This is a genomic window from Paenibacillus polymyxa M1 (assembly GCF_000237325.1).
GTDB classification, from domain to species: Bacteria; Bacillota; Bacilli; order Paenibacillales; family Paenibacillaceae; genus Paenibacillus; species Paenibacillus polymyxa_C.
Window position 1 is genome coordinate 675,828 of record NC_017542.1, and the last position, 22,644, is coordinate 698,471.

Genomic DNA, 22,644 nt, shown 5'->3' on the forward strand with positions numbered 1-22,644 from the left:
TGACGGCTCTTTATTTATACATTTTACATAAGTTCCTAAGCTCCAGCACGAGGGGGAATAGCCTAGAATGAATGATTTAGTTATCCTGTGGCTGTATGCCTAGCACGTCTGCGACCGAGAAGTGGCGTGATCTGCGGGGAGGGAAAGTGCCTTCAAAGCTGACTCCTCGGCTCGTTTGACCGGGGCCTCTTCCACATCCTGCTCCTCGCTAAGCGATAAAATTTCCCCGCGCAGCTTGAGCATTTTCTGATCCAGTTCGTAGGTTGCACGTGCAGCTTCGGTCAATCCGTTAACGACATGTTCGGGCACTTTCTTATCAAACTTATAGTACAAAATATGCTCCATACTGGCCCAAAAATCCATAGCCAATGTGCGCAATTGAATTTCGACCTTAATCCAGCGTGTGCCCTCAAACAGAATCAGTGGAATTTCCACAATAACATGTAGGCTCTGATAGCCGTTGGGCTTAGGATGGGCAATATAGTCCTTGACCTCTAGTATGCGAATGTCTTCCCGTGTGCGGAGGTGATCCATCAGACGATAGATATCTTTGACAAAAGCACATACCACGCGCATGCCTGCGATATCATGAATTTCACGCAATATATTGTCCAGGGTGACCTCATGCCCTTTGCGCCGAACTTTTTCCACAATGCTGTGGGGTTCTTTGATCCGGGTTTTAATGTGCTCAATTGGGCTAAAACCATCTATCAGCTTCCATTCCGTCTGGATCAGCTTAATTTTGTTCTTTAATTCCTCCAGAGCTAGTTGATAAAGGACGGGGATTTTTTTCCATTCCTCTAGTTGCTTGGCGTCAACACTGTTCTGGTCCAGCTGTAGCTGAAATTCCTGCAAGGGCAAAGGGACAGCATTCAAGTGCTTCCAATCCGGTTCATTCACAGAGCATTCTCCTAAATGAGGCTTACGATGTCCTCGATCTATTTCGTAAAGATGGATTACCGTATATATTGTACACTATGTCAAAACGTACAGGCAAAGGAGAGACGGACAAAGAAATGAGAAATAAAATAATAATTATAGTGGTAAAACCGAGTAATCCGATGTATAATTGCAAAAATGCTGATTTAAAGCATTAAATTTTAAAAAAATAGCACAAATGTTGAGTAGTCGTCATTAGACTAAAAATAAAAATTACAGAAAATGAGGATGAGAAAAATGGCAAAAGTAGAAAGCTTCCAATTAGACCACACGATTGTAAAGGCTCCTTATGTAAGAGCAGCAGGAGTAGAGCATGATGAAAAAGGAAGCACGGTACAAAAGTATGACTTGAGATTTCTGCAACCGAATGAAGACGCACTGCCAACAGCAGCTGTACATACGCTGGAGCATTTATTGGCAACGTATCTGAGAGACGAAATCAAAGGCATTATTGATATTTCTCCTATGGGCTGCAGAACGGGATTCTACTTGATTTTATGGAATGAACACGAGCCTGAGGAAATTGCACTTGCTTTGGAAAAAACCTTGAAAAGAATTCTGGAAACGACAGAAGTTCCGGCTGTTACTGCTTTGGAATGCGGGAACTATAAGGATCATTCTCTTTTTTCAGCACAGGAATATGTGAAGATTGTGTTGGAGGCTGGCATTAGCCGCGATCCTTTCAAAAGAGTATTTTAAAATCTATGATTTCAATAGACCTATCTCATCAGACAGCAGTAGTGACAGGCGGCAAGTCAGGTATAGGCAAGGGGATTGTAGAGCTGTTCATTCAGAGTGGAGCTAAAGTCATTTCTGCTGATATTTCTTATGAAGAGCCGTATAGAGTGGTCAATTCACAGTTGGTTGAAACTCAATTGGACATATCCAAACCGGATGATATCGAAAGATGGTGCAATCTGCTAATCAGCGAAACGGGAGTTCCTGACATCTTGGTGAACTGCGCAGGTACTTCTACGATGGATTATGTCATTGATAGTGAGTTGGCTGATTGGGAAAAAGTATTTTCGATCAATTCAACGGGGCTGTATGTAGCGTCCAAACGGTTTGCCAAGGAAATGGTGGATGCGCGTAAACCGGGGCGAATTATCCAAATTGCTTCGCAGGCTGGTAAAAATGGATATCGGGCCATGGGCGGATATTGTGCATCCAAACATGCGGTTCTCGGCTTGACCAAGGTGATGGCCATTGAGCTTGCTCCGCATCAAATTTTGGTGAATGCGGTTTGTCCAGGTATCGTAGAAACGCCGATGAAGCATCGCGAGCGGATTGAAGGGGGCGTTATTCGCGGAATGACCGCCCAGGATATATATGAAGAAGATTGTTCGCAGGTACCTTTGGGGAGAACGGCTGAGGTAGAGGATGTCGCCAATGTGGTGTTGTTTCTGGCAAGTCCGCTCTCCGCATATATGACAGGACAAGCGATTAATGTTACAGGTGGAATGACGATGCACTAGCATACTAGCATGATCTGGGGGAAAACAACATGAAGAAATCGTTCGTTTTACTATTAGGGATTAGTTTATTACTCGTAGCCGCAGGATGCGGTAATAAAAGCACAGACAGTAATGGCTCCAGCTCCGCTTCCGGTGCGGAAACGCAAAAAGTAGTCATTGGTTCCATGGGATCTGACGCGCAGATTTGGAAGCATATTGCCCAATCCCAGGCCGCCAAGGATGCCAAGCTGGATATTGAAGTAAAGGAAATTAACGGTGGGATCGAAACGAACAATGCGACTAGACAAGGCGATGTGGACGTGAATGCATTCCAATCATGGGCGTATCTGGTGAGCTATAACAAAGAGAGCAAAGCCGATTTGAAGGCGATAGCCACTACCTACCTGGAGCCGATGGGGATTTATTCGCAAAAGTTCAAAAGCATCGATGAAGTGACTGACGGAGCGTTGGTGGCTTTGGCGGACAACCCGGCGAATACAGCAAGAGGTTTGAAGCTGTTGGAAGCATCCGGTTTAATTAAGCTTAAAGCTGACTTTAATGATGCTTTAGGTACAGTCAATGATATTACTAGTAATCCTAAAAACCTGAAATTTGAACTAATCGACGACAAAACAGGTCCGCGCGTGATTCAGGATGTAGGCTTGGTGTTGATCGGGAACACGATTGCTTTAGAAGGCGGTCTGAACGTACTGAAGGATTCCTTGTTCCACGAAGAGATCAGTCAGGCAACAAAGAACAATATTAACGTCCTGGTTACTTCATCGGATAAGGCAAACGATAAGGGACTACAAAAATTAGCAGATCTCTATCATAACGAGGATACCCAAAAATACATTAAGGATGAATTTGGGGGCACCAAAGTAGAGGTTAAAGAACCTGTTTCTTATTTGGAAGGGCAAACCGCAAAATAAATAAAAGAGGTCAGCCAGTTTTCTGGTTGACCTCTTTTGTTCGTTTGAGGCTTCTACTTGTAATTTCAATAGTCGTTTTAGATTTGAGCATGGGTTTCGGCTCGGTAATGCTTGGGAGAGAATCCCTTTACCTTTTTAAAAATTTTGGAGAAGAGCAAAGGATCATTATAGCCGACTGAACGGGAAATATCGCCTATTGAAAGTTCAGCGTTACCCATCATTTCACAAGCTTTGTTGATTCTATAGCGAATCAAATAATCCTGAATGCTTGTGTTTACTCGTTGTTTAAATAATGAACATAAATAGCTTCGATTGAGACCGATAAAATGTGCAATATGCTCAATGGTAATTTTCTGAGCATAATTCATTTCGATAAAGTCTTTCACTTTTTCAACGTAAATTTCTGCCCGACCTTCCTTTTGGTCGGAGGACGCTGCCGGACTGAACTCTATAAGCTCCGATAACATTAAGTAAAGCAGCCCGGTCAATCTAGTTTCCCGAGCTTTAAGGCATCCACTTGATTCGTTCATTTGCTGCAAATACTGATAAATCAAATGGTCTCCTTCAAAGTAGAGGATTGGGGACGTCATCGTCAGGGCTGCCTGCTTGAGGAGTGTTTCTGCCAGTGTCCCATTAAAGCCAAACCAGCAATAAGACCAAGGATTTACGGCATCGGCTTGATAATAAGTGATGACTTGCGGGCAGATTAGAAACCACTGTCCTTTCCGCAAGCGATAACTGAACCCGCCAACCTCGAAGGTACCCTCTCCGTCCAAAACATAATGGAGCAAATAGTGATCTCTTATAGCAGGTCCAAAAAAGTGACTGGGTATGCATTTCTCTATACCAAACTGAGTTAGATACAATTCAGAGTGCTGTTTACTACGTGGCAAATACTCGATCACGGTAAAATCTCCTTATGTAAATTATCAAGCATTATAACATAAATAGTGAGCACCATGCCATGTACTTCATATCTAAAATTAATATATGATTTCTGTAGAACCTACTGCTATATTGTTGGATCTTATCAAGCTTTACACCATATGAACTTAGTTGACGCCTGCTACATAAAGATTCTTCTAAGTGCCTTTTTGGTGTGGATCTCTGATGATTATTATCTAAGAGAGGGGTTATTTTTCCCAATGGCTATCATTGTTCAAGAGCAACCGGGGCTGTTTCATTTGCAGTCGTCGGGCATGAGTTATATTATTCAGATTGTCGATGGATTTCCTGTGCATGTATACTGGGGAGACAGGTTGAAGCACCGTGAGCCCATGGCTGATCTTTTGCTTCACACTCCTACGACGGCTGGATTGGATCGGCTGCCGCAAGAATACCCACAGTATGGAAGTGGAGACTTCCGTACCCCGGCGTATCAAGTAGAGCTGGAGGATGGAACTCGCATCACGGAATTAAAGTACGATGGTTACCGGATTATTAAGGGAAAGCCATCTCTACCTGGCCTTCCGGCCGTATATACCGAGAATGAAGCTGAAGCGGATACGTTGGAACTGGAATTAAAAGATGCCTTTTCAGGTCTTAAAGTGGTTCTTCTTTATACTGTTTTTGCGGATCGAAACGTAATCGCTCGTTCGGCTCGTCTAAGTAATGAGGGGGAACAAAGTCTTCGACTCCTCCGTGCGCTAAGTGCCAGTGTCGATTTCTCGGGGAAAAGCGATTTAGAGTTCATGTATCTTTCGGGAGCATGGGCACGGGAAGGGAATATTACCCGCAAACCGATCCTTCAAGGTGAAACCCGAATTGATAGTAAAAGGGGCATGAGCAGTCACCAACTTAATCCTTTTACTGCATTGGTCACGCAGGAGACAACAGAACGCCATGGTGAGGCATTCGGCTTTAGCCTTGTGTACAGCGGGGGCTTTGAGGCTGGCGCGGAATTAGATTCATTTGGCTCTACCCGGTTTAGCATTGGTGTAAACTCCTTTGACTTTTCATGGTTACTGAGCCCAGGGGAGAGCTTCCAAACGCCAGAAGCCGTTATGGTATACTCTGGTCAAGGACTGGGAGAAATGTCGCGTACATATCATCGCTTGTATCGAACTCGGCTTTGCCGAGGGACATATCGGGATGAAGAACGCCCTATTCTAGTCAATAACTGGGAAGCTACCTATTTTGACTTCAATGCAGATAAGCTGGTATCGATAGCGAAAGAGGGGGCAGAGCTAGGCATCGAACTTTTTGTCTTGGATGACGGTTGGTTCGGAAAACGGGATTCTGACAATTCGTCTCTCGGTGATTGGTACGAGGATCGTCGGAAGCTGCCAGACGGACTGGCTGATGTCGCGAAACGTATCAATCAATTGGGGCTTAAATTCGGGCTCTGGTTCGAGCCGGAGATGATCTCCCCAGACAGTGAGCTGTACCGGAAGCATCCAGATTGGTGCCTACACGTTCCAGGACGGCGGCGCAGCGAAGCCAGATGGCAGCTGGTGCTGGACTATACTCGCAAGGAAGTACGCGATTACATCTACGATTCGCTAGCTGCCATTTTCTCCAGCGCCCCAGTCTCGTACGTGAAATGGGATATGAATCGCTGTCTGACGGAAATTGGTTCCGCCGAACTGCCACCGGAGCGCCAATCTGAGACTGCCCATCGCTATGTTCTTGGATTGTATGAGCTGCTGGAGCGCGTCACTACCGATTTCCCGCATATTCTTTTTGAGAGCTGTTCAAGTGGCGGAGGACGCTTTGACCCAGGCATGCTTTACTACATGCCTCAAGTCTGGACTAGTGATAATACCGATGCGGTGGAACGCCTGAAGATTCAATATGGAACTAGCCTTGTCTATCCTGTAAGCGCCACCGGAGCGCATGTGTCAGCAGTTCCGAACCATCAAGTTGGACGCATAACCCCCCTTGATTTTCGAGGTGATGTGGCCATGTCCGGAAATTTTGGATATGAGCTTGATCTCACGAAATTCACCGATGAGGAAAAAGAGACGGTCAAACGCCAAATCGCAGTATATAAGCAGATACGTGGCTTAGTACAGAAGGGTGACTTGTATCGCCTAAAGAGCCCGTTTGAAGATAACGAATCGGCTTGGATGTTTGTTTCTGAAGACCAAGAGGATGCCATCGTCTACTATTTCCAAGTGATGGCTGTTCCGAACGCGCCTTGGCGAGCCCTGCGCCTTGATGGACTAAATCCAGAGCTTGAATATGAAGTTCAGTCAGGAAATAGCGGGCAAAAGTCTATCCATGGGGGGGATCGGCTTATGAAGTTGGGCCTCCCTCTTGTCTACAGACAAAAAGACTATGAAAGTGGATGGTTCAGGCTTCGGGCATTAAGGTCCAACAAGGCTTAAGGCTTAAAGGATCAGTACAACAGTACAATTGGCGAAAGATAGAAAACAATCGATTGAGTTATGCATGCCCCTTTTTGTATAAAAGGGGCATTTTGCGCGCAGCAGCCGTACTGATTGGGGAGGACAAGCCATGTTTTTTATACGAATGATGAATGACATGAAACTGAGAAAGAAGATGACGCTTACATTCATTTCGGTAGCTGTTCTTCCATTGCTGTTATGCGGCCTGTTTCTGACTGGGAAGCTTCGAGAGGCCGTCATTAAGGACGCCTTTATGCAAGCATCCAACAACGTTGAGCGGGTCCAAAATCGTACAGAAGAACTGATTAAAGTGCCGCTGGACATCTCGTATCGGCTAACCAATGACAATCGGATGAAAATGGTGGCCAGCCAAAAGTATGACAGCTACATCGAAGTCATTCAGGCCTACCGGGAGTATACAGGTATTCGTGACTACCTCCAGTTGTACAAAGAGATATCCGGCATCCGTGTCTATGTCCCTAATCCTGGAGCACTTAACAATTGGGAATTTATCCAGCCGGATGATAGGATCATAACCGCAGATTGGTACAAGGAGGCCATCGCGCAGAAGGGATTGGCCGGCTGGAATTTAATCAAGGATGAGAGGTACAATGCCGATTATCTCAGCCTGATTCGATCATTCTCAGTAAATTCACCAGGGCGAAAAGGGGTTCTGGTCATAAATGTGAACCAGCGCCAATTAAATTCAATCCTGAATCAGGAATCGTTCCCTACCTTGATCGTGGATAGCCGGAATCAGATTGTCGCGTCCAATGAAGCAGAGTTGTTTGGGAAGAATCTATCTGAAATTCATGCCGACGAAAATATACTTTTCCAACAGGAAGGAAGTTACAACACACTCATTAACGGAAAAGCATCGAAAGTGGTGATCGCAAATCTAACTCCACAGAACAGCTGGAATGGACTTCGCATTATTTCCGTTTTTTCCGTTTCTGAAATTACCCGAGATGCTAATCAAGTGATATGGCTCGGCGGAGTCGTGATCACAGCTAGTCTAATATTTGCAGCCTTACTTATCTATGCTTCTGCTTCGCTATTATCCAGAAGGCTTCTCCGCTTGAGCAAGCATATGACCCAAGTAGGGGCGGGTTCATGGGAAACCTATCTCCATATCGACGGAAAAGATGAAGTTGGTCTACTATCGAGGGAATTTAACGCGCTCGTCAGTAACGTAAACCATTTGGTCCAGGAGGTTCAAGAAACGAATCGTCAGAAAAACCTGGTGGAGCAGAGACAGAACGAGATCAAGTTCAAAATGCTGGCAAGCCAGATCAACCCGCATTTTCTCTTCAATTCTCTAGAGTCCATTAGAATGGAGGCCCACATTCGCCAACAGGACGATATCGCTAAAGCAGTCTGGCAGTTGAGCGCGTTGTTGCGCAGCAGTCTGGAGGCCGGTAACGACAAGATTCCACTGCGTAAAGAGCTTGAGCAAGTGTGCTGTTATCTTGATCTTCAAAAATTCCGGTATGAAGACCGTTTGGAGTATCGCTTAATGGTTGATCCGGATTTGGAGGAAACACTGGTTCCACCTCTGATTATTCAACCATTGGTGGAGAATTCTATTGTACACGGTCTGGATAATCAAGCAGAAGGAGCTGTCATTGAAGTGAAAGTTAAGAAAATCCCGGAGGGGGTTCGAGTTATGGTATGTGACAACGGCGCCGGTTTCACGGACGATCGTCTCGTCCTTGTACAAGCAGAGCTTGCTGCATCTGTACATGAACAGGAGGTCCAGCGAATTGGACTACGAAACGTAAATGATCGTCTCGTCTTACTATATGGGACCTCTAGTGCCTTACATATTGAGAGCGAGCCTGGAAAAGGCACTTGTATTCAGTTTTTCATACCTGGAGGTGAAACCAAATGATTAAGGTAGTCATCGTTGACGATGAACCGAAGCTTCGTCAAGGGCTTCAAACACTGATTCCATGGGAAAGCCTCGGATGTATCGTTACAGCTACGGCAGCCAATGGAAAAGAAGCATTGGAAGTCATCGAGGAAAAAGCTCCTGATGTCGTAATTGTCGATATCCGCATGCCGGTTATGGATGGCTTACAGTTGATTGAGCACTTGAGATCCGGTGGTCATCATTTGCATTTTATAATCCTCAGTGGATATGCCGACTTCGAGTATGCCAAACAAGCGATTAAATACGGGGTGTTCGGCTATCTCCTTAAACCGGTCGACATTGATGAAATGACGTCCAGTATAAAACGGATACGCGAGCGAATCGAAGAGGAGCGCCTTCAAGAGGAGTGGCGTAAGAGAGAGGTTATTAATCGCGATTTATACCTGCACAGTCTGCTCGTCCCTCAAGAGAAAACTGAAGATCCCGCCAAGTTGAGAAGTAAAGCAATAGAAGCGGATTTGTTGTGGACCAGCTACGAAGTCGTGGTCGTCTACCCGCGTGTTTCCGAAGTAGACCGTTCCGATGTCGCATACCAGCTTTCGAATGGATTAAAGGCAAAGATCGAGGGGCAGATGATGGGGCTTGTCACAGTAATCCCACCGTATACAGTCCTGTTGCTCAACGCGCCGCTGCGCGGAAGAGAACGGCGTGAAATTCTGCACAATGAGATTCGTAATGCTGCGGGTAATGTTAGGTTCGTCGCTGCAACCGGAGGGGCAGTATCTGCTCCTGAAGATATTTGTAAATCTTTTTTAAAGGCCCAGGAAGCGGTAAAACAATCCTTTTTCAGTGAGAAGAACCGACTGCTAGGTCCGCATCCTTTCTTTTCTCCTGCGCTGGATTCCCCCCGATTATCTGCTGATAAAGCTGAAGAAACGATGGAGGAATTCATCTTCCGCCTGTATTACAGTCTGGAAGTAGGGAACCAGACTGTAATACTTCCATTGTTGAACGAGGCGGCAGCATTTTTTCTCCAACAGGGGCAAGATGAGAAGTCGATCAAAGAGTCGTTCTTCTTTCTGTCCAATGCGGTCATTCACAAGCTGACCGCGGGTTTCTGTATCGAGTTGAAAGAGACGGAGGAAGTTTCCCGTTTTTTGAATGGGATATACCAGCATGATCATTTACATGATCTTTTGGAAGAGACCTACCGTTTCCTGCTAGCTTTGGCGAAAGACTCCGAACCTCGTGGAAAGGAGCAGGAATTCAAAAAAATGATCGACTTCATTCACAGTCATTATACAGACAACCTGAAGCTGGAAACGCTGGCTGGACTACTAAACTATAGTACTGCCTATTTGGGTCAGCTATTCAAGAACAAGACTGGGGAGTACTTTAACACCTATCTGGACAGAGTCCGTATCCACAAGGCAAAGGAGTTGCTGGACCAGGGAATGAAAGTTTACGAAGTCGCTGAAAGCGTCGGCTATACAAGTGTTAACTACTTTTACAGCAAGTTCAAAAGGTACGAAGGCTGTTCACCGTCGGAATATAGAAATCCATAATTTGTGGATGATTTTTCCCGAAATCCGTTGTATGGGCTCTGACTCTCCTCTGTTTTATGATGGATTTAAGAGAGGGGATGAAAAAATGAAAGCGGTAACAGCGAATTCGGAAAACGTATACAACAAACCAAAGCGGAATGCTTGGAAGGTATTTAAAAGCCAAAGGTATCTTTATTATATGTCCATTCCGTTTGTGATCTGGGTCTTCATCTTTCAGTATTTGCCGCTATGGGGCTGGACAATGGCATTTCAGAAATACAGACCCGGTTTGAGTTTTTTTGAACAGAAGTGGGTGGGCTTGGAGCATTTTCGTACTTTGTTCCAAGATGATCATTTTTACCAAGTACTGCGGAACACGTTGGCTATGAGTCTTATGGGACTGGTCGCTGGTTTTATTGTACCGGTTGTCTTTGCTCTATTGCTCAACGAGGTCCGTATTCAGGTTGTAAAACGATTTGTTCAGACTGTATCTTATCTGCCGCACTTTGTTTCATGGGTGGTTGCTGCAGGCATTGTCACCAAAATGCTTTCAGCGGATGGTGGTGTCGTAAACGATATGCTCATGGGTCTAGGCATCATCGATCAGCCAGTCCAGTTTATGGCCCAAGGTAAATTATTTTGGTGGGTTGTAACTTTCGGAGACATCTGGAAGGAAACCGGTTGGAACGCTATTATTTATCTGGCTGCCATCGCCGGTATTGGTCCTGAATTATACGAGGCTGCACGGGTGGACGGCGCTAGCCGATTCCAGCAAATGTGGCACATTACGCTGCCGGGGATCCGGCCGACCATTATCATTCTCCTGATTATGTCTATTGGCCATCTGCTCGGTACGGGATTCGAGAAGCAATTTCTGCTCGGCAATCACCTGGTCATCGATTACTCTGAAGTACTTGATTTGTATGCGCTTAATTATGGTCTGGCGATGGGACGCTACTCTTTCGGGACGGCCATTAATATCTTCAATTCGGTGATAAGCCTGGTCCTATTGTTTGCGGCTAACGGAATCTTTAAGCGCTATACCAACGAGAGCATTATGTAAGGAGGAGAATAGACATGGAGGCTGTCAAAAGCACTACGCCGGTCAGCGGATTAAATAACAAGCTTAAGTCTAAATCACCACAAGACCGAATCCTAGAGGTAGTTGTTTATGTTTTCATGATTGTGGTAACCGTTCTGACGATCTACCCGTTCTTAAATGTGCTGGCTATCTCTTTTAACGATTCGGTGGACACCATTAGAGGTGGAATCACCATCTGGCCAAGGCAATTTACTTTGAAAAATTACGATTTGATTTTCACCTATGAGGGGTTAATCACTGGATTCAAAATCTCCTTTCTGCGGACCGTCATTGGCACCGTAGCGGGCTTGGTCAGCGGCTCGATGCTTGCCTATACGCTTGCACGAAGTGATTTTCAAGCCAGAAGGTTCATCTCAATTTTTCTTGCTGTTACCATGTATGTTTCCGGAGGGTTAATTCCAGGTTTTATCCTGATGAAGGAATTGCATTTAATTGATACATTTGCCGTCTATATTTTACCGGGCCTTGTAAGTGCGTTTAACGTCTTCATTATTCGTTCCTTCATTGATGGTCTGCCTTATGCGTTACAGGAATCAGCTAAGCTGGATGGTGCCAACGATTTCACGATCTACTGGCGCGTTATTCTTCCTCTTTGCAAACCAGCATTAGCGACCGTAGCGCTCTTCTTGGCGGTTGGACAATGGAACTCTTGGTTCGATACTTATCTGTTTAATGGGTCCAACGAATCGTTGACGACCCTGCAATATGAATTGATGAAAATTTTGCAAAGTACGACAACAAGCGCAACCAATTCCCAGGACGCTGCCAATATGGCGGAGCGTATGGCACAGGTCTCGCCGGAATCCGTCAAAATGGCAATCACCATCATTGTTACCGTACCGATTCTAATCGTCTATCCTTTTCTGCAAAAATATTTTGTTAAAGGTATGACGCTTGGAGCGGTAAAAAGCTAAAACGAGGCAACATTCATTATAAGGGGAGGTTTAGCTCCATGAAGTCAAGAAAAAATAGAATGATCGTATCTTTTGTAATGTCACTAACTTTAGTGGCGACCCTTGCAGGGTGTAGTGGTAATAATCCGTCTGAGGCTACCAAGGCCGTAACAACAGGCGACATCACGCTTACTTATTTTTCGGAAGACTCCAGTACAAATTGGAATAACATGAAGGATGAAGTCGGTAAGGTCATCGCTGAAAAAACCGGAGTAACCCTAGATGCTGAATTCGCTGTCGGAGACCCGGTCCAAAAGATTTCATTGATTGCAGCCACAGGAAACTATCCTGATTTAATCGCTGCTAAGGCGGATGTCGGCAAACTTGTCGATGCTGGTGCAATTATTGATCTGACGGATTTGATCGACAAGCATGCACCGAATATCAAAAAAATGCTGGGAGACAAGCTTGTTCGGACGAAGTACAGTTTGGATGATCAATCCATCTATGTTATTCCGACCTGGTCTGCTGTCGAAGAGGAAAAAATCAAACCCGACGTAGGATTTAAACTCCAACACCGTGTCGTCAAGGAAGCGGGATACCCGGACATTCGTACGGTACAGGATTTTGAAAAAGTCATTAAGGACTATATCACCAAGCATCCGACGGACGAAAATGGCAACAAAAATATCGGACTGTCCCTAAATGCCGACGATTGGCATATGTACCAGGTAACGAATTCAGGCTTCCAAACGACCGGGGGACCAGACGACGGCGAATACTTCATCGATCAAAAAACACACCAAGCGACTTATCATTTCCGCCGGCCGGAAGAAAAAGAATATTTCCGCTGGTTGAATCACATGAATGCCATTGGATTGCTGGACCCAGAAAGCTTCGTACAGAAGACAGACCAGTTTAAGGCGAAGGTAGCTTCAGGCCGCGTACTGGGTCTGGCCGATCCGGAATGGGACTATGGCGACGGACAAAATGCGCTGAAGGCGGAGGGCAAATTCGATCAGACTTACGGTCATTATCCAGTCACCATGAGCAAGGAATATAAAGACACCAACTTCTGGCTGCCTGGTTTTGATGGGGGATACGGAATCTCGATCTCTAGCAAGTGTAAGGACCCGGTACGTGCTATCCAGTTCCTCGACTTTCTGGCATCGGAAGAGGGTCAAGTCCTGAATAATTGGGGGATTGAAGGCAAGCATTACACAGTTAAAGACGGCAAACGGACGATTATTCCGGCCGTACTTGAACGGATGAACAATGACAATGCGGCTTTCCAAAAAGAGTCTGGAATCGGTCTATATTGGAACTTGATGGTCCATTATGGTGATGGCATTAAGGACTCGACTGGCAACTATTTTACTCGTAGTTATCCGGAACTGCTGACAGCGACTTATAACAAGTCGGAGAAGGAAGTGCTAAAGGCCTATAAGATTGAGCACTGGAAGGATCTATTCCCGAAGGAAGATGAATTCCAACCGAGAGCATATGGAGCAGCGTATACGATGCCTCTTCCCAATGACGATCCGGCTGTTATTCTCGGAGCCAAGATGAAGGATATTACATGGAAACGGATTCCGGAAGCTGTCATGACCAAGCCGGAAAACTTCGACAAGGTTTGGGATGCCTATATGGCAGAACTGGAGAAAGCCGGAGTACAAGAAATGGAACAATCCTTTACCAAGCATATCCAAGACCGAATTAAGCTGTGGTCCACTAACTAACTCGTTTCGCATAAAAGAACGGGGCCGTTTCCACTTTCCAATTGGAGAGGAGACGGTCCTTTTTCATTAAGGTTTGCGATAGACTGCATTCGTTCAGGTTATAAATCAAAAGCGGCCACCCCGGTTACTTTCTGAGGTGGCCGCTGTTCTTTAGAGACAGGCTTCTACGCTGCTTCATGGTGCTGGATGGGCCGGTACAGTTACGGATACGTTAAGAGTGCCTTACTCCGCTTCATTCTTGGACGAAGTAAATAGGTCTTGGGGAAGCTCATCCCTCGTAATCACGTAATCGCTGTTGAACACTTTTATGAGATGATCCAGGGAGTTATATTGTCCGTTGCGGATGAAGTCGCCTGTCCATGTGGTGAAAAAGAGCCAATGTGCTGAATATGTTTGAAGTAATTCAGGATCGCCAATCGGGCCGTTTTCGGACAGACCAACCAGCTTCTTGCCTTGCACGAGATTCACCAAGCTGTCATACTTGCCGATACTTGGGCTATAATTAGCCGCCTGGTTGTAGATATCCACACTTACAATATCGACGACATCGTCTCCCGGATACCACTCGGGGCTCTCGGAGTTCCATACCCAGATCAGGTTGTTCAGGTGATGGTAGTTTGTTAGGCGGTCGTACATGATATGGTACAGTTGCTTGGCGGAGTCTGGCCCTTGGGCGCCCCACCAGAACCATTTGCCTTCCGCCTCGTGCAGCGGTCTCCACAGCACCGGAACGTGAGCGTCTTGGAGGCGTTTCAACTGAGCAGCAATAGCATCGATATCCCGTAGGATAAGCTGATACTCTTCCGACTCGGGATGAGTAAGCGCATATTGAACGTCGAATGTAGTAGCGTCCGTGTAAAACCCGCGCCACCATTCTTTGCCGGGAATATCATGCAGTCCCTTAGGAGCATTCCAGTGCCATGCGAATGTGACAATTCCACCTTCTTTGGCCCATTGAATCGCCTTTTCCACTTCAGTTGAGGTGGCGCCATGTTCGATGCGAGAGGGGGAATAATCCATCATGTCCGTTGATAATATGGCAGGATACTTTCCAGTTTGGTCTTTAATCCACTGGGCATCCTCAAGAGTGTGCTGACCGGAAAGAATGTTGCTGCCGTAACTATCGACGAGATAACCCATAAGTGCCTTGGTTTCCGCAGTCGCATTCGGGTTTACTGGCTTTTTCTCAATCTGATACAGTTTCGGGGGGGACACTGCTGACAGCTTGACGTAGTCGATATGATATTGGTCCGAATCGACATTGAACTGTATGGTATTGTTTCCCGCACTCAGCATCAGTTTACCGCCAGATACCTCTGTGTAGCTTGCTGTTGTCGGGAGTGATGTTTCGCTGGTCTGGCCATTGACCACCAATTGGGTCTTTTTGTCTCCATTGGGGTTACTGTAACCGATTGCAAGATTGTAAAGCCCGCTTGAGGCTGCGTTATAGGCAAAGGTTAACGACCCTGTGCCTTTAAAGGTTGCGTAACCGGTACCGGAATAACCCGTATCAGCAGCTTCGATGCTGACCTTACCAGTAATGGCTCCGTCTTCGGCTTCCATTTTGCTTATTGCAGCTGGCAGATTGGCGAATTCAACCTTCACATACTCGATCCCGTAATATCCCCAGCCTCTTGAAAAAGTCAGCTCGTTTGTGCCAGCATTCAGCATGATCTTAGTTACCATTTTCTCGTTCACCGCCGCACCTTTCGGAGGAGTAGCCAGCGTTATGTTTTCAGCCATGGTGCCATTGACCTTGATGCTGGTATCCTTGGAGCCAGTGTCCGCCGGAATGTAGTAGCCGAGGCTCAGCCTATAAAGACCTGCTGTAGGCACGTTCACTTTAAACGTAGCCGTCCCGTCAGACTTGCCGGAATTAGGGTCATAGTCATAGAAGAAGGATACATAGCCATCGCCTTTATAAAGCGTATCGCCGGTATAGGGTGTATCCCGTTTTTCTACACCGTAACCTTGAAGAATTGCATCTTTGGAGCTGACGACTATAGGAGAGGAATTGCCGTTAGTGGATAAATCTTGACTTGCATTCATCACCGTTCGGTCTTCAACACCGGTGACCAAGGGAGCTGATTCTGCTTTTGCTAAGCTTGGAATTAAATTGAGAGATACCAACAAAAAGGATAAGAGAACAAAGCTGAGAATACCGAAAGACCTTCTTTTCCATGGATCTGGCATATTATTCACTCCTTGAATTAGTAGATGTTACCGCCTCGATTGACCTGCAACGTATATTACAGAAAACGCTTTCATTAGTGTGTGCATATTAAGTACACTTTGAAGTAATCGATGACAGGTGAAAGACCAGCTTGCATTTTTAAGCATTCTTTCTTCATTTGTATGCGTTTTCAATATTTGTCATTAATTTTTTAGGACCTCACCTCTCTTTAATTTCATCATAAATTAGAGGCGAGGCAGGAACCATACAATGAATTTCGGAGAAAATCATCCTTAAATTATGGATTTTTATACTTCGATAGCAAACAATCTTTATATGTTTTGAAACGTATAACTCAAGATTGTTAAGGCTACATGGGATAAGCGGGAAGGATCGTTTCCATTTGTGGTATCATGCCAATAAGAATATTACCCACATGGGAATGAAAGGGACTAATACATGATTTCTCATCGACTGCTTAGCGACGAAACTGTTTATCAATTAACGAACCAGATTCATAGAGACCAACACTTGTTATTCTATAGCTATTTAAGTCAACGTAAGGAGCAAGCTAAATTTGTTGGTCAATATGTAGATGACAAGCTGACAGGGGTCTTAGCATACTTTTGCGGGCTCTCCTTCCCTGCGTTTTCTTTCCACTGCATAAACCGAGAGAAACTTAACTTTTCAGCTCTTATTGCTTTTACTGAGGAACTCATTCAACTTAAGAAAAATACCGTTTGTGGTACAATCCTGTGTGATCGTGACCTACAACTTTTTCAGTCTCATGGGCTCATAACGGGTAACCCACAACGTTTCTTAACGATGAAACATATGGATCAATCGAAACTGCTTGATTCTAACTTGGCTGAGTTAGTTAAGGAAAACGAAGTTCCAGAAATAGTGGATTTATTACGAAATGGGGGCATGAAATTTTTTACGAGGAGCGAACTCGAACAATATCCTTTCCTTGGGATCAAGGAATGTGGTCATTTTATTGCCGTAGGTGGCTTTCACTTTTATGATTCTAAGCTCGTGGAGCTCGGAAACATATATACAAGCCCTGCTCACAGAGGGAAAGGGCTAGCAAAGCACTTGACGAGCCAACTTACAAAACTGGGCAGAACGCTATCATCAGATGTCTATCTGGGAGTACTGGAGGAGAACCAAGCTGCTGTACAACTTTACAAGGGTTTAGGCTATGAGGTTACGGCTGAACAGACGATTGTTGATTTTAAACTATCTATTGATTGACGAAAGAGGAGGAGGGAGAAGGTTTTGGAACAGAATGATATTAATATTCATCAACTGACTGATGAGATCTATCAAATTTTACACAAGAGAATGGATAAACTAGGTATAGCATACGGCATCGTAACTGAATTTAGTTATAATCCTGAGGAGCCAACTTCATGGACTATTAGTATCGAGAACTCTAAAATCGTGCTCACTTCGGCCATCTTATTCCAATATATGAAACAGCATCACAATTTGGAGGATACGTTAACTCATTTTATGCGCGATCACTTTTCATACTTCAATTAAACAGTATCCACCGTATTATAAAAACTTACTTAAAGATACATATCAATGTAAAGAGGTAAGACCCATAAAGAATGAAATTGCTGAATAAGCAAATAAAGGAAACTGGCTAAGTCAACTGGAGGGTGCAGATATGTGGTTTGGGAAGAACGAAACGCAACTGGATCGAATAAAAGACAAACTGAATCAGGCCATGCACAAAGACAAGGATTTCTCGGTGTTTGGAGCATCCTCACATCAGTACAGGGTTAAAGAGAAGCTTACAGCAAAAGAGCTGGCGGACTGGCAAGCCCACAATCAAGTCATCCTACCCGAGCCTTACGCGCTGTTTTTAACAAACATCGGCAACGGAGGCGCCGGACCCTATTATGGAATTTATCCGATTGAAAAGGCAACTTCCTATACCGAGCACCAGGCACTCCTTGCAAAATCCGTTCTGCATCTCGGGATGGCCAAAGAGGAATGGAACCATCTGATTGAGCCCTTGACCAAGGATGAGGACATCCCTGATGAGGAATACGATGACGCCCGTAATAAGGTGCTGGGCGGCATGTTGTGCATAGGTACCCAAGGCTGCGAATACGACATGTATCTCGTACTTGAAGGGAAATACAGGGGGAGAATTGTGTACACCTCCGATTTTCATCCCGATCATCCCTTTTTCTTTGTCTATGAAGACAGCTTTCTGGACTGGTACGAGCGCTGGCTGGATGAAATTATTTTGGATTATGATATCGGGTGGTTTGGCAGTCGAATGCCGGGTGATGAGAATGCACTGATCCAGATGTATCAGAGCGCTCCAAACGAAGAAATCCAAGCAAAGGCGCTTGATGGAATGTTCAAGTTTAAGGAAGTTGCCCAGCCAACCCTTGGTTTTTTGAAAAACATTGCGGAGCAAAGCCCAAAAAATCGGACCACAGCTGTTTGGCTAATCTGCAAAACTTCTTTTGACACGGGTAGAAAATATCTTCTGGAATTGTTGCAATCGGATGAACATAGGGATTTTCTGCAAGCTTTAACGATTCTGCACGCTTCCAGTAAAACAGCAAATTTAACGGAATTTATTCCAGTGATTTTGCAAAGTCTTGACAGGATTCATGACCCGGAAACGTTGCGTTATGCAGGATATATTTTAGAGGATTACGGTGAGATTACGCTCCGAAATTTTGCGCCTTTCCTGTGTCACGCCGACCCGAAAATGCAGACCACTGCCATCTATGCCGCGCGTAGTTGCGAAAACAAGCAGGGAAGCTGGCAGATCATCGAACAGATGTTGATAGGGAGCGATCCGCAGGTTCTAAAAAACATGATTTTATACTGGGGCATTATTCCACATGAGAAGTTGCTGCCTTACTATAAGGCGGTATGGCCGGAATATAAAAAAAATCCGAATTTCAAAGAAAAATTTATCGGTTGCTTGCGAGAACTACATTTGCCAGATGATTATTTCAATAAAGACGAATCGTGAGAAATGAGATTTGGGAATTATGATAACGTGCCAGCAAATTCTACAAGGTAAATCAATAAAAAGCGAAATAAAGGAAAGGGCAATCCCGCAAAAGGACAGCCCCATAAGCGAGCTATTCTATTGAATTTTTCGTTGCCTTATACATATTCTCTACGTGTTCGTCGACTTCATTTCGTGACATGCGTAAGCGAGCCACAGAAGTACCATATCCGATTTCTATTTTACCTTCTTCTAATCCTTTGAAAATTCCATCTGCGAAGTCATCTAATGGTTCTCCTTGCGTGTGCAATCCTGCTCCACCTAAATCTGTATTCACTGCCGGAGGGACAACTTCAATTACCTCTACAGACGTATCAGAAAGTTGGTGTCTTAGGCTAATTGTAAATGAATGAAGTGCCGCTTTCGTTGCTGAATAAATCGGAGCAATCACAAACGGCGTAAAAGCTAACCCAGAAGTGACATTAATGATAGTCGCCTCTTCTTTTGTTGCAAAATATGGAGCCAGCAGCATGGATAGATGGAAAGGTGCTTCAATGTTAGTTGTGATTTCTTTACTGAAATAATCCCAATTGTTTTTTGCATCCGTTTTTAGAACGTTAAAGCGTTGTTGAATACCGGCGTTGTTAACTAACACATTTACTTCTGGATAGTTGGTTGTTACCCAATCCGATACTGCTATACGCTCGGATTCAATATTCAAATCACTTACATGAGTAATAAGGCTAGGCAATTTCTCTTTCGCTTTTTGAAGTACATGTTCACGTCGTCCAGTAACAATGACTTTATTGCCAGCTTTTAAAAATCGTTCTGCAAAAGCTAATCCTATTCCAGTACTTCCACCGGTAATTAGTATTGTATTTCCTGAAAGTTTCATTATATGTTCTCTCCTTTAATCAGTTTTTGTTCTTGTTTCCTGAATGCGTTGTGTCTAAACTATAAATTTAACTTAGATAAAATTATATATAAAAAAACGGCAGGCTAGGATTTTATTCTCACATCCTAGTCTACCGTCTTTTATTTTATTTAGTCTGTCTAAAACTTATTTTTGCAGGGTGCCGGGAAAATGTACATTAGTGCTTTTTTGGATTCATTACAGGTCTGCACAAGCCGGATTGGAAATGACGAATGCAGTGGAAGTACAGCTTCATAGCGGCTATACACGCCTCGCACTTATCTAGCCGGGATATTGCGCGTTCCCTCCGTCATCGGGGAGGAGCAAAGCGGACACACCGGTGGCGTGCCTGCACTGGCCCCCGTGGTGCGGCGTCCACCTACTGTGTCGCGCCGCATCCACGCCTTGCAGGCGGCGTCCGTGCATTTCCACACAGGCACATCGACGCGTGGCTCTGTCTGTGACCTAGCCGTCGCCGAGGCCGTCCGTGCTGTAGTGGCTGCTGGGGTTGACCCCGGTCTGCTGCTCACGCGGGTTGCCGTGCCAGACGCTGGCGAACCACCACCGGCCCGGCTGCCATAACCCGAAGTACCCTTCGGTTGGCCAAAGCTGCTGCGACGCGTGTCCGGCTTGGAAGTCTCGGGGGGAGTGACCCCATAGGCTTCCAGCAAGAAGCGAGACACGGCGGCAGGCTTGCCGTGATTGGAGGCGGGGGAGGTGATGTACAGCAGCTCCTTCGCCCGGGTGACGGCCACGTAAGCGAGGCGGCGTTCTTCCTCCAGCGCAGCATCGTTATCCACAGCCGTTGCGGGGGCGGCGCCTGCCCGACGATCCTCTGGCAGCTCGCTGTGTAGAGCCGAGCTATGCGGAAGGATGCCTTCACTTGCTCCGATCCAATATACGCAAGGGAACTCCAGTCCCTTGGCACGGTGGATCGTCATGAGCCGAACAGCATCGCTGTCTTCCTCTCTGCGCAGAGATTCCATCTGGCGGTGGCGCTCTGAAAGCTCGTCCGCAAAGTTGACGAATGCCTCTACCGTGTCAAAGCGCTTGGCTGCCGTTTCAAGCTCCTCCAGACTTTCTTGCATCGTTTCTTTATAATGTGTCCACGCGCCCGTATCTCCGCTTTCCAAATACTTGTCATAAAAGACGCGCCGCATTTCTTGAATGGCATAGGCAGGCTTCATGGTAGTGAGACTGCGAATCAACCGAATGCGTTCTTTCACCTGTTCACGCTGAAAATCACGTAGTCGATCCCAGCGGCTGAGGTGGATTAGCGGGTATTTTTTAGCCTGCTGTTTCTCTTCGCGCATAATCCATTCCATCCCAGCCTCACGGGAGACATACAGCGGTCCAAGGGTACTTGGAATGGATTCCATTCGGCGGGGATTCAGCGACAAGCGCAAGTGATCCATTAAGGGACGAATCAGAGACTGATCGTAAAATACGGCTCCTGCTCCGTACTGAATAAATGGGACATCCCGCATAATTAATTGCTCAAAAATAGATCGGCTTCCGCTGGCTGTCCGATGTAAAATAGCGATGTCCCGGTAGCGAAGACGACCTTCTTCTACCTGTCCGAGCAGATGAGTAACAATATGTCCCGCCTCTTCCTCAGGCCCAGATGGGGTGGCAAACTGTGGCGGCAAGCCCTCACGCCCGGCAGCCGCAAGACGTTTGGAGCGTCGATGAACATTTTTGGCGACGATGTTGGAGCCCAGCCCCAAAATGCGTGCATCACTGCGATAATTAATATCAAGAGTAATGACCTTTGCATCTTTATAGACCTTATCAAACTCCAGAATGGATTCCTGGCGGGCTCCATTAAAGGTATAGATCGTCTGGTCATCATCTCCGACGACCATCAGATTGCGATGCTTCGCAGCCAATCGTTGCACCATTTCGTATTGCAGGGCATTCGTATCCTGAAATTCATCGACCATGATATAGGAAAAACGTCGTTGAAGCGGCTGAAGCACATCCGGATCACGCAGGAGAACGGAGGCACGCAGCAGAATATCGTCAAAATCCATTTTGCTCCGTTCCTGTTTCCACGCTTCATAGGCGAGCATGGCACGCTTGGCATCCGCTTCCTCGCGTATGGTTTCCGGCAGCTCATCTGCGCTACGGCCTTCCGCTTTCCAGGCGGAGAGGGCGGACAGCAGGCTTTCCGGCTGGAAAGCCTCACTCAGTCCAAGCTGGCGCAGCATCATTTTCATAACGGTATGCTGGGCCTGTGTTTCACCGAACACTTCATCTTGCACACCGCGATGTCGCAGCATCGCCAAAGCGAATGAGTGGAAGGTACGCGCCTGTACTGCGCGTGCAGCGGCAGGTCGCACACCGGGTAGTCCCGCGATGCGCAGCTTCATTTCGGCAGCTGCTTTGCTGGTGAAGGTCACCAGCAGGATGGACGATGCAGGGACATCCCGCATCGCCATGAGGTAGCCAGCACGGGCAGCCAGAACCGTGGTTTTACCGCAGCCAGCCCCTGCCAGGGTTAGAAGGGGGCCTTTACCATGGCGTACAGCCTGAATCTGCGGGCGGTTCAGATGAATGCCCGCGTTCTCTATAGCACGAAAATAAGCCGCGTCTTGGTCGGTGTCGGGTACCAGCGTTATACTGGTATCCATAGAAGCTCGACGTGCCTGAGGGCTCGTCGTTGAATAAGGAACCCCGATGGGTCGAGGGTAAAATGCAGGATTTGGGTTCATGATCCTGAAACCCCTTTCGTTCTTAAAAT

Annotated in this window: 17 protein-coding genes; 12 read left to right on the top strand and 5 right to left on the bottom strand. The window is 46.0% G+C overall.

Going from position 1 to position 22,644, the window contains the following annotated elements; all coding sequences use genetic code 11:
• Positions 1-99: 99 nt before the first annotated feature.
• On the bottom strand, positions 100-900 hold the full coding sequence (locus PPM_RS03005; protein ID WP_013369207.1) for a GTP pyrophosphokinase: 801 nt from the start codon (positions 898-900) through the stop codon (positions 100-102).
• Positions 901-1,176: 276 nt separating this feature from the next.
• Between PPM_RS03005 and PPM_RS03010 the strand changes: the two genes are divergently transcribed.
• The 3 genes from PPM_RS03010 to PPM_RS03020 are packed head-to-tail and all read left to right on the top strand — an operon-like array spanning position 1,177 to position 3,325.
• Positions 1,177-1,638 carry an S-ribosylhomocysteine lyase gene (locus tag PPM_RS03010; RefSeq protein ID WP_013369209.1) on the top strand — a complete coding sequence of 154 codons (462 nt, stop codon included), beginning with the start codon at positions 1,177-1,179 and terminating at the stop codon, positions 1,636-1,638.
• Positions 1,639-1,643: 5 nt separating this feature from the next.
• A complete protein-coding gene (locus tag PPM_RS03015; protein ID WP_013369210.1) occupies positions 1,644-2,414 on the top strand; it encodes an SDR family NAD(P)-dependent oxidoreductase in 771 nt (256 codons plus the stop codon).
• Positions 2,415-2,443: 29 nt separating this feature from the next.
• Positions 2,444-3,325 (top strand): MetQ/NlpA family ABC transporter substrate-binding protein, encoded by an 882-nt coding sequence (locus tag PPM_RS03020; RefSeq protein ID WP_013369211.1) that lies wholly within the window; start codon positions 2,444-2,446, stop codon positions 3,323-3,325.
• A gap of 77 nt (positions 3,326-3,402) precedes the next feature.
• Here PPM_RS03020 and PPM_RS03025 read toward each other — a convergent pair whose 3' ends face one another.
• Positions 3,403-4,230 (bottom strand): AraC family transcriptional regulator, encoded by an 828-nt coding sequence (locus tag PPM_RS03025; protein WP_013369212.1) that lies wholly within the window; start codon positions 4,228-4,230, stop codon positions 3,403-3,405.
• A 240-nt stretch (positions 4,231-4,470) separates the two neighbouring features.
• On the opposite strand from PPM_RS03025, the gene PPM_RS03030 reads away from it, so the two are divergent.
• The 6 genes from PPM_RS03030 (at position 4,471) to PPM_RS03055 (ending at position 13,826) form a co-directional block, all read left to right on the top strand.
• Complete coding sequence (locus tag PPM_RS03030; protein ID WP_013369213.1) at positions 4,471-6,654, top strand: alpha-galactosidase; 2,184 nt, start codon at positions 4,471-4,473, stop codon at positions 6,652-6,654.
• Positions 6,655-6,784: 130 nt separating this feature from the next.
• Entirely contained in the window at positions 6,785-8,566 is a 1,782-nt protein-coding gene (locus PPM_RS03035; protein ID WP_013369214.1) for a sensor histidine kinase, read from the top strand.
• Positions 8,563-10,113, top strand: a complete 1,551-nt coding sequence (locus tag PPM_RS03040) for a response regulator transcription factor (protein WP_013369215.1) — start codon at positions 8,563-8,565, stop codon at positions 10,111-10,113. The genes PPM_RS03035 and PPM_RS03040 overlap by 4 nt, the downstream gene beginning before the upstream one ends.
• 85 nt (positions 10,114-10,198) lie before the next feature.
• Positions 10,199-11,155, top strand: coding sequence for an ABC transporter permease (locus PPM_RS03045; protein ID WP_014599436.1), 957 nt, complete (start codon positions 10,199-10,201; stop codon positions 11,153-11,155).
• A gap of 14 nt (positions 11,156-11,169) precedes the next feature.
• The gene (locus PPM_RS03050; protein ID WP_013369217.1) at positions 11,170-12,108 is read left to right on the top strand and encodes a carbohydrate ABC transporter permease; all 939 of its coding nucleotides are present in this window, start codon (positions 11,170-11,172) and stop codon (positions 12,106-12,108) included.
• A 38-nt stretch (positions 12,109-12,146) separates the two neighbouring features.
• Positions 12,147-13,826 (top strand): ABC transporter substrate-binding protein, encoded by a 1,680-nt coding sequence (locus PPM_RS03055; RefSeq protein WP_013369218.1) that lies wholly within the window; start codon positions 12,147-12,149, stop codon positions 13,824-13,826.
• Between the two features lie 222 nt (positions 13,827-14,048).
• Here the strand turns inward: PPM_RS03055 and PPM_RS03060 are convergent, their stop codons facing one another.
• On the bottom strand, positions 14,049-16,019 hold the full coding sequence (locus tag PPM_RS03060; RefSeq protein WP_013369220.1) for a glycosyl hydrolase: 1,971 nt from the start codon (positions 16,017-16,019) through the stop codon (positions 14,049-14,051).
• A gap of 439 nt (positions 16,020-16,458) precedes the next feature.
• Between PPM_RS03060 and PPM_RS03065 the strand changes: the two genes are divergently transcribed.
• From PPM_RS03065 to PPM_RS03075, 3 genes are all read left to right on the top strand, one after another.
• On the top strand, positions 16,459-17,253 hold the full coding sequence (locus tag PPM_RS03065; RefSeq protein ID WP_013369221.1) for a GNAT family N-acetyltransferase: 795 nt from the start codon (positions 16,459-16,461) through the stop codon (positions 17,251-17,253).
• A 24-nt stretch (positions 17,254-17,277) separates the two neighbouring features.
• Complete coding sequence (locus tag PPM_RS03070) at positions 17,278-17,544, top strand: hypothetical protein (RefSeq protein WP_013369222.1); 267 nt, start codon at positions 17,278-17,280, stop codon at positions 17,542-17,544.
• Positions 17,545-17,674: 130 nt separating this feature from the next.
• The gene (locus PPM_RS03075) at positions 17,675-19,009 is read left to right on the top strand and encodes an SMI1/KNR4 family protein (protein ID WP_013369223.1); all 1,335 of its coding nucleotides are present in this window, start codon (positions 17,675-17,677) and stop codon (positions 19,007-19,009) included.
• Positions 19,010-19,121: 112 nt separating this feature from the next.
• On the opposite strand, the gene PPM_RS03080 is transcribed toward PPM_RS03075, so the two are convergent.
• Both PPM_RS03080 and PPM_RS03085 read right to left on the bottom strand, forming a co-directional pair.
• Entirely contained in the window at positions 19,122-19,883 is a 762-nt protein-coding gene (locus PPM_RS03080; RefSeq protein WP_013369224.1) for an SDR family oxidoreductase, read from the bottom strand.
• 296 nt (positions 19,884-20,179) lie between these two features.
• On the bottom strand, positions 20,180-22,615 hold the full coding sequence (locus PPM_RS03085; RefSeq protein ID WP_013369226.1) for a UvrD-helicase domain-containing protein: 2,436 nt from the start codon (positions 22,613-22,615) through the stop codon (positions 20,180-20,182).
• Positions 22,616-22,644: the final 29 nt, after the last annotated feature.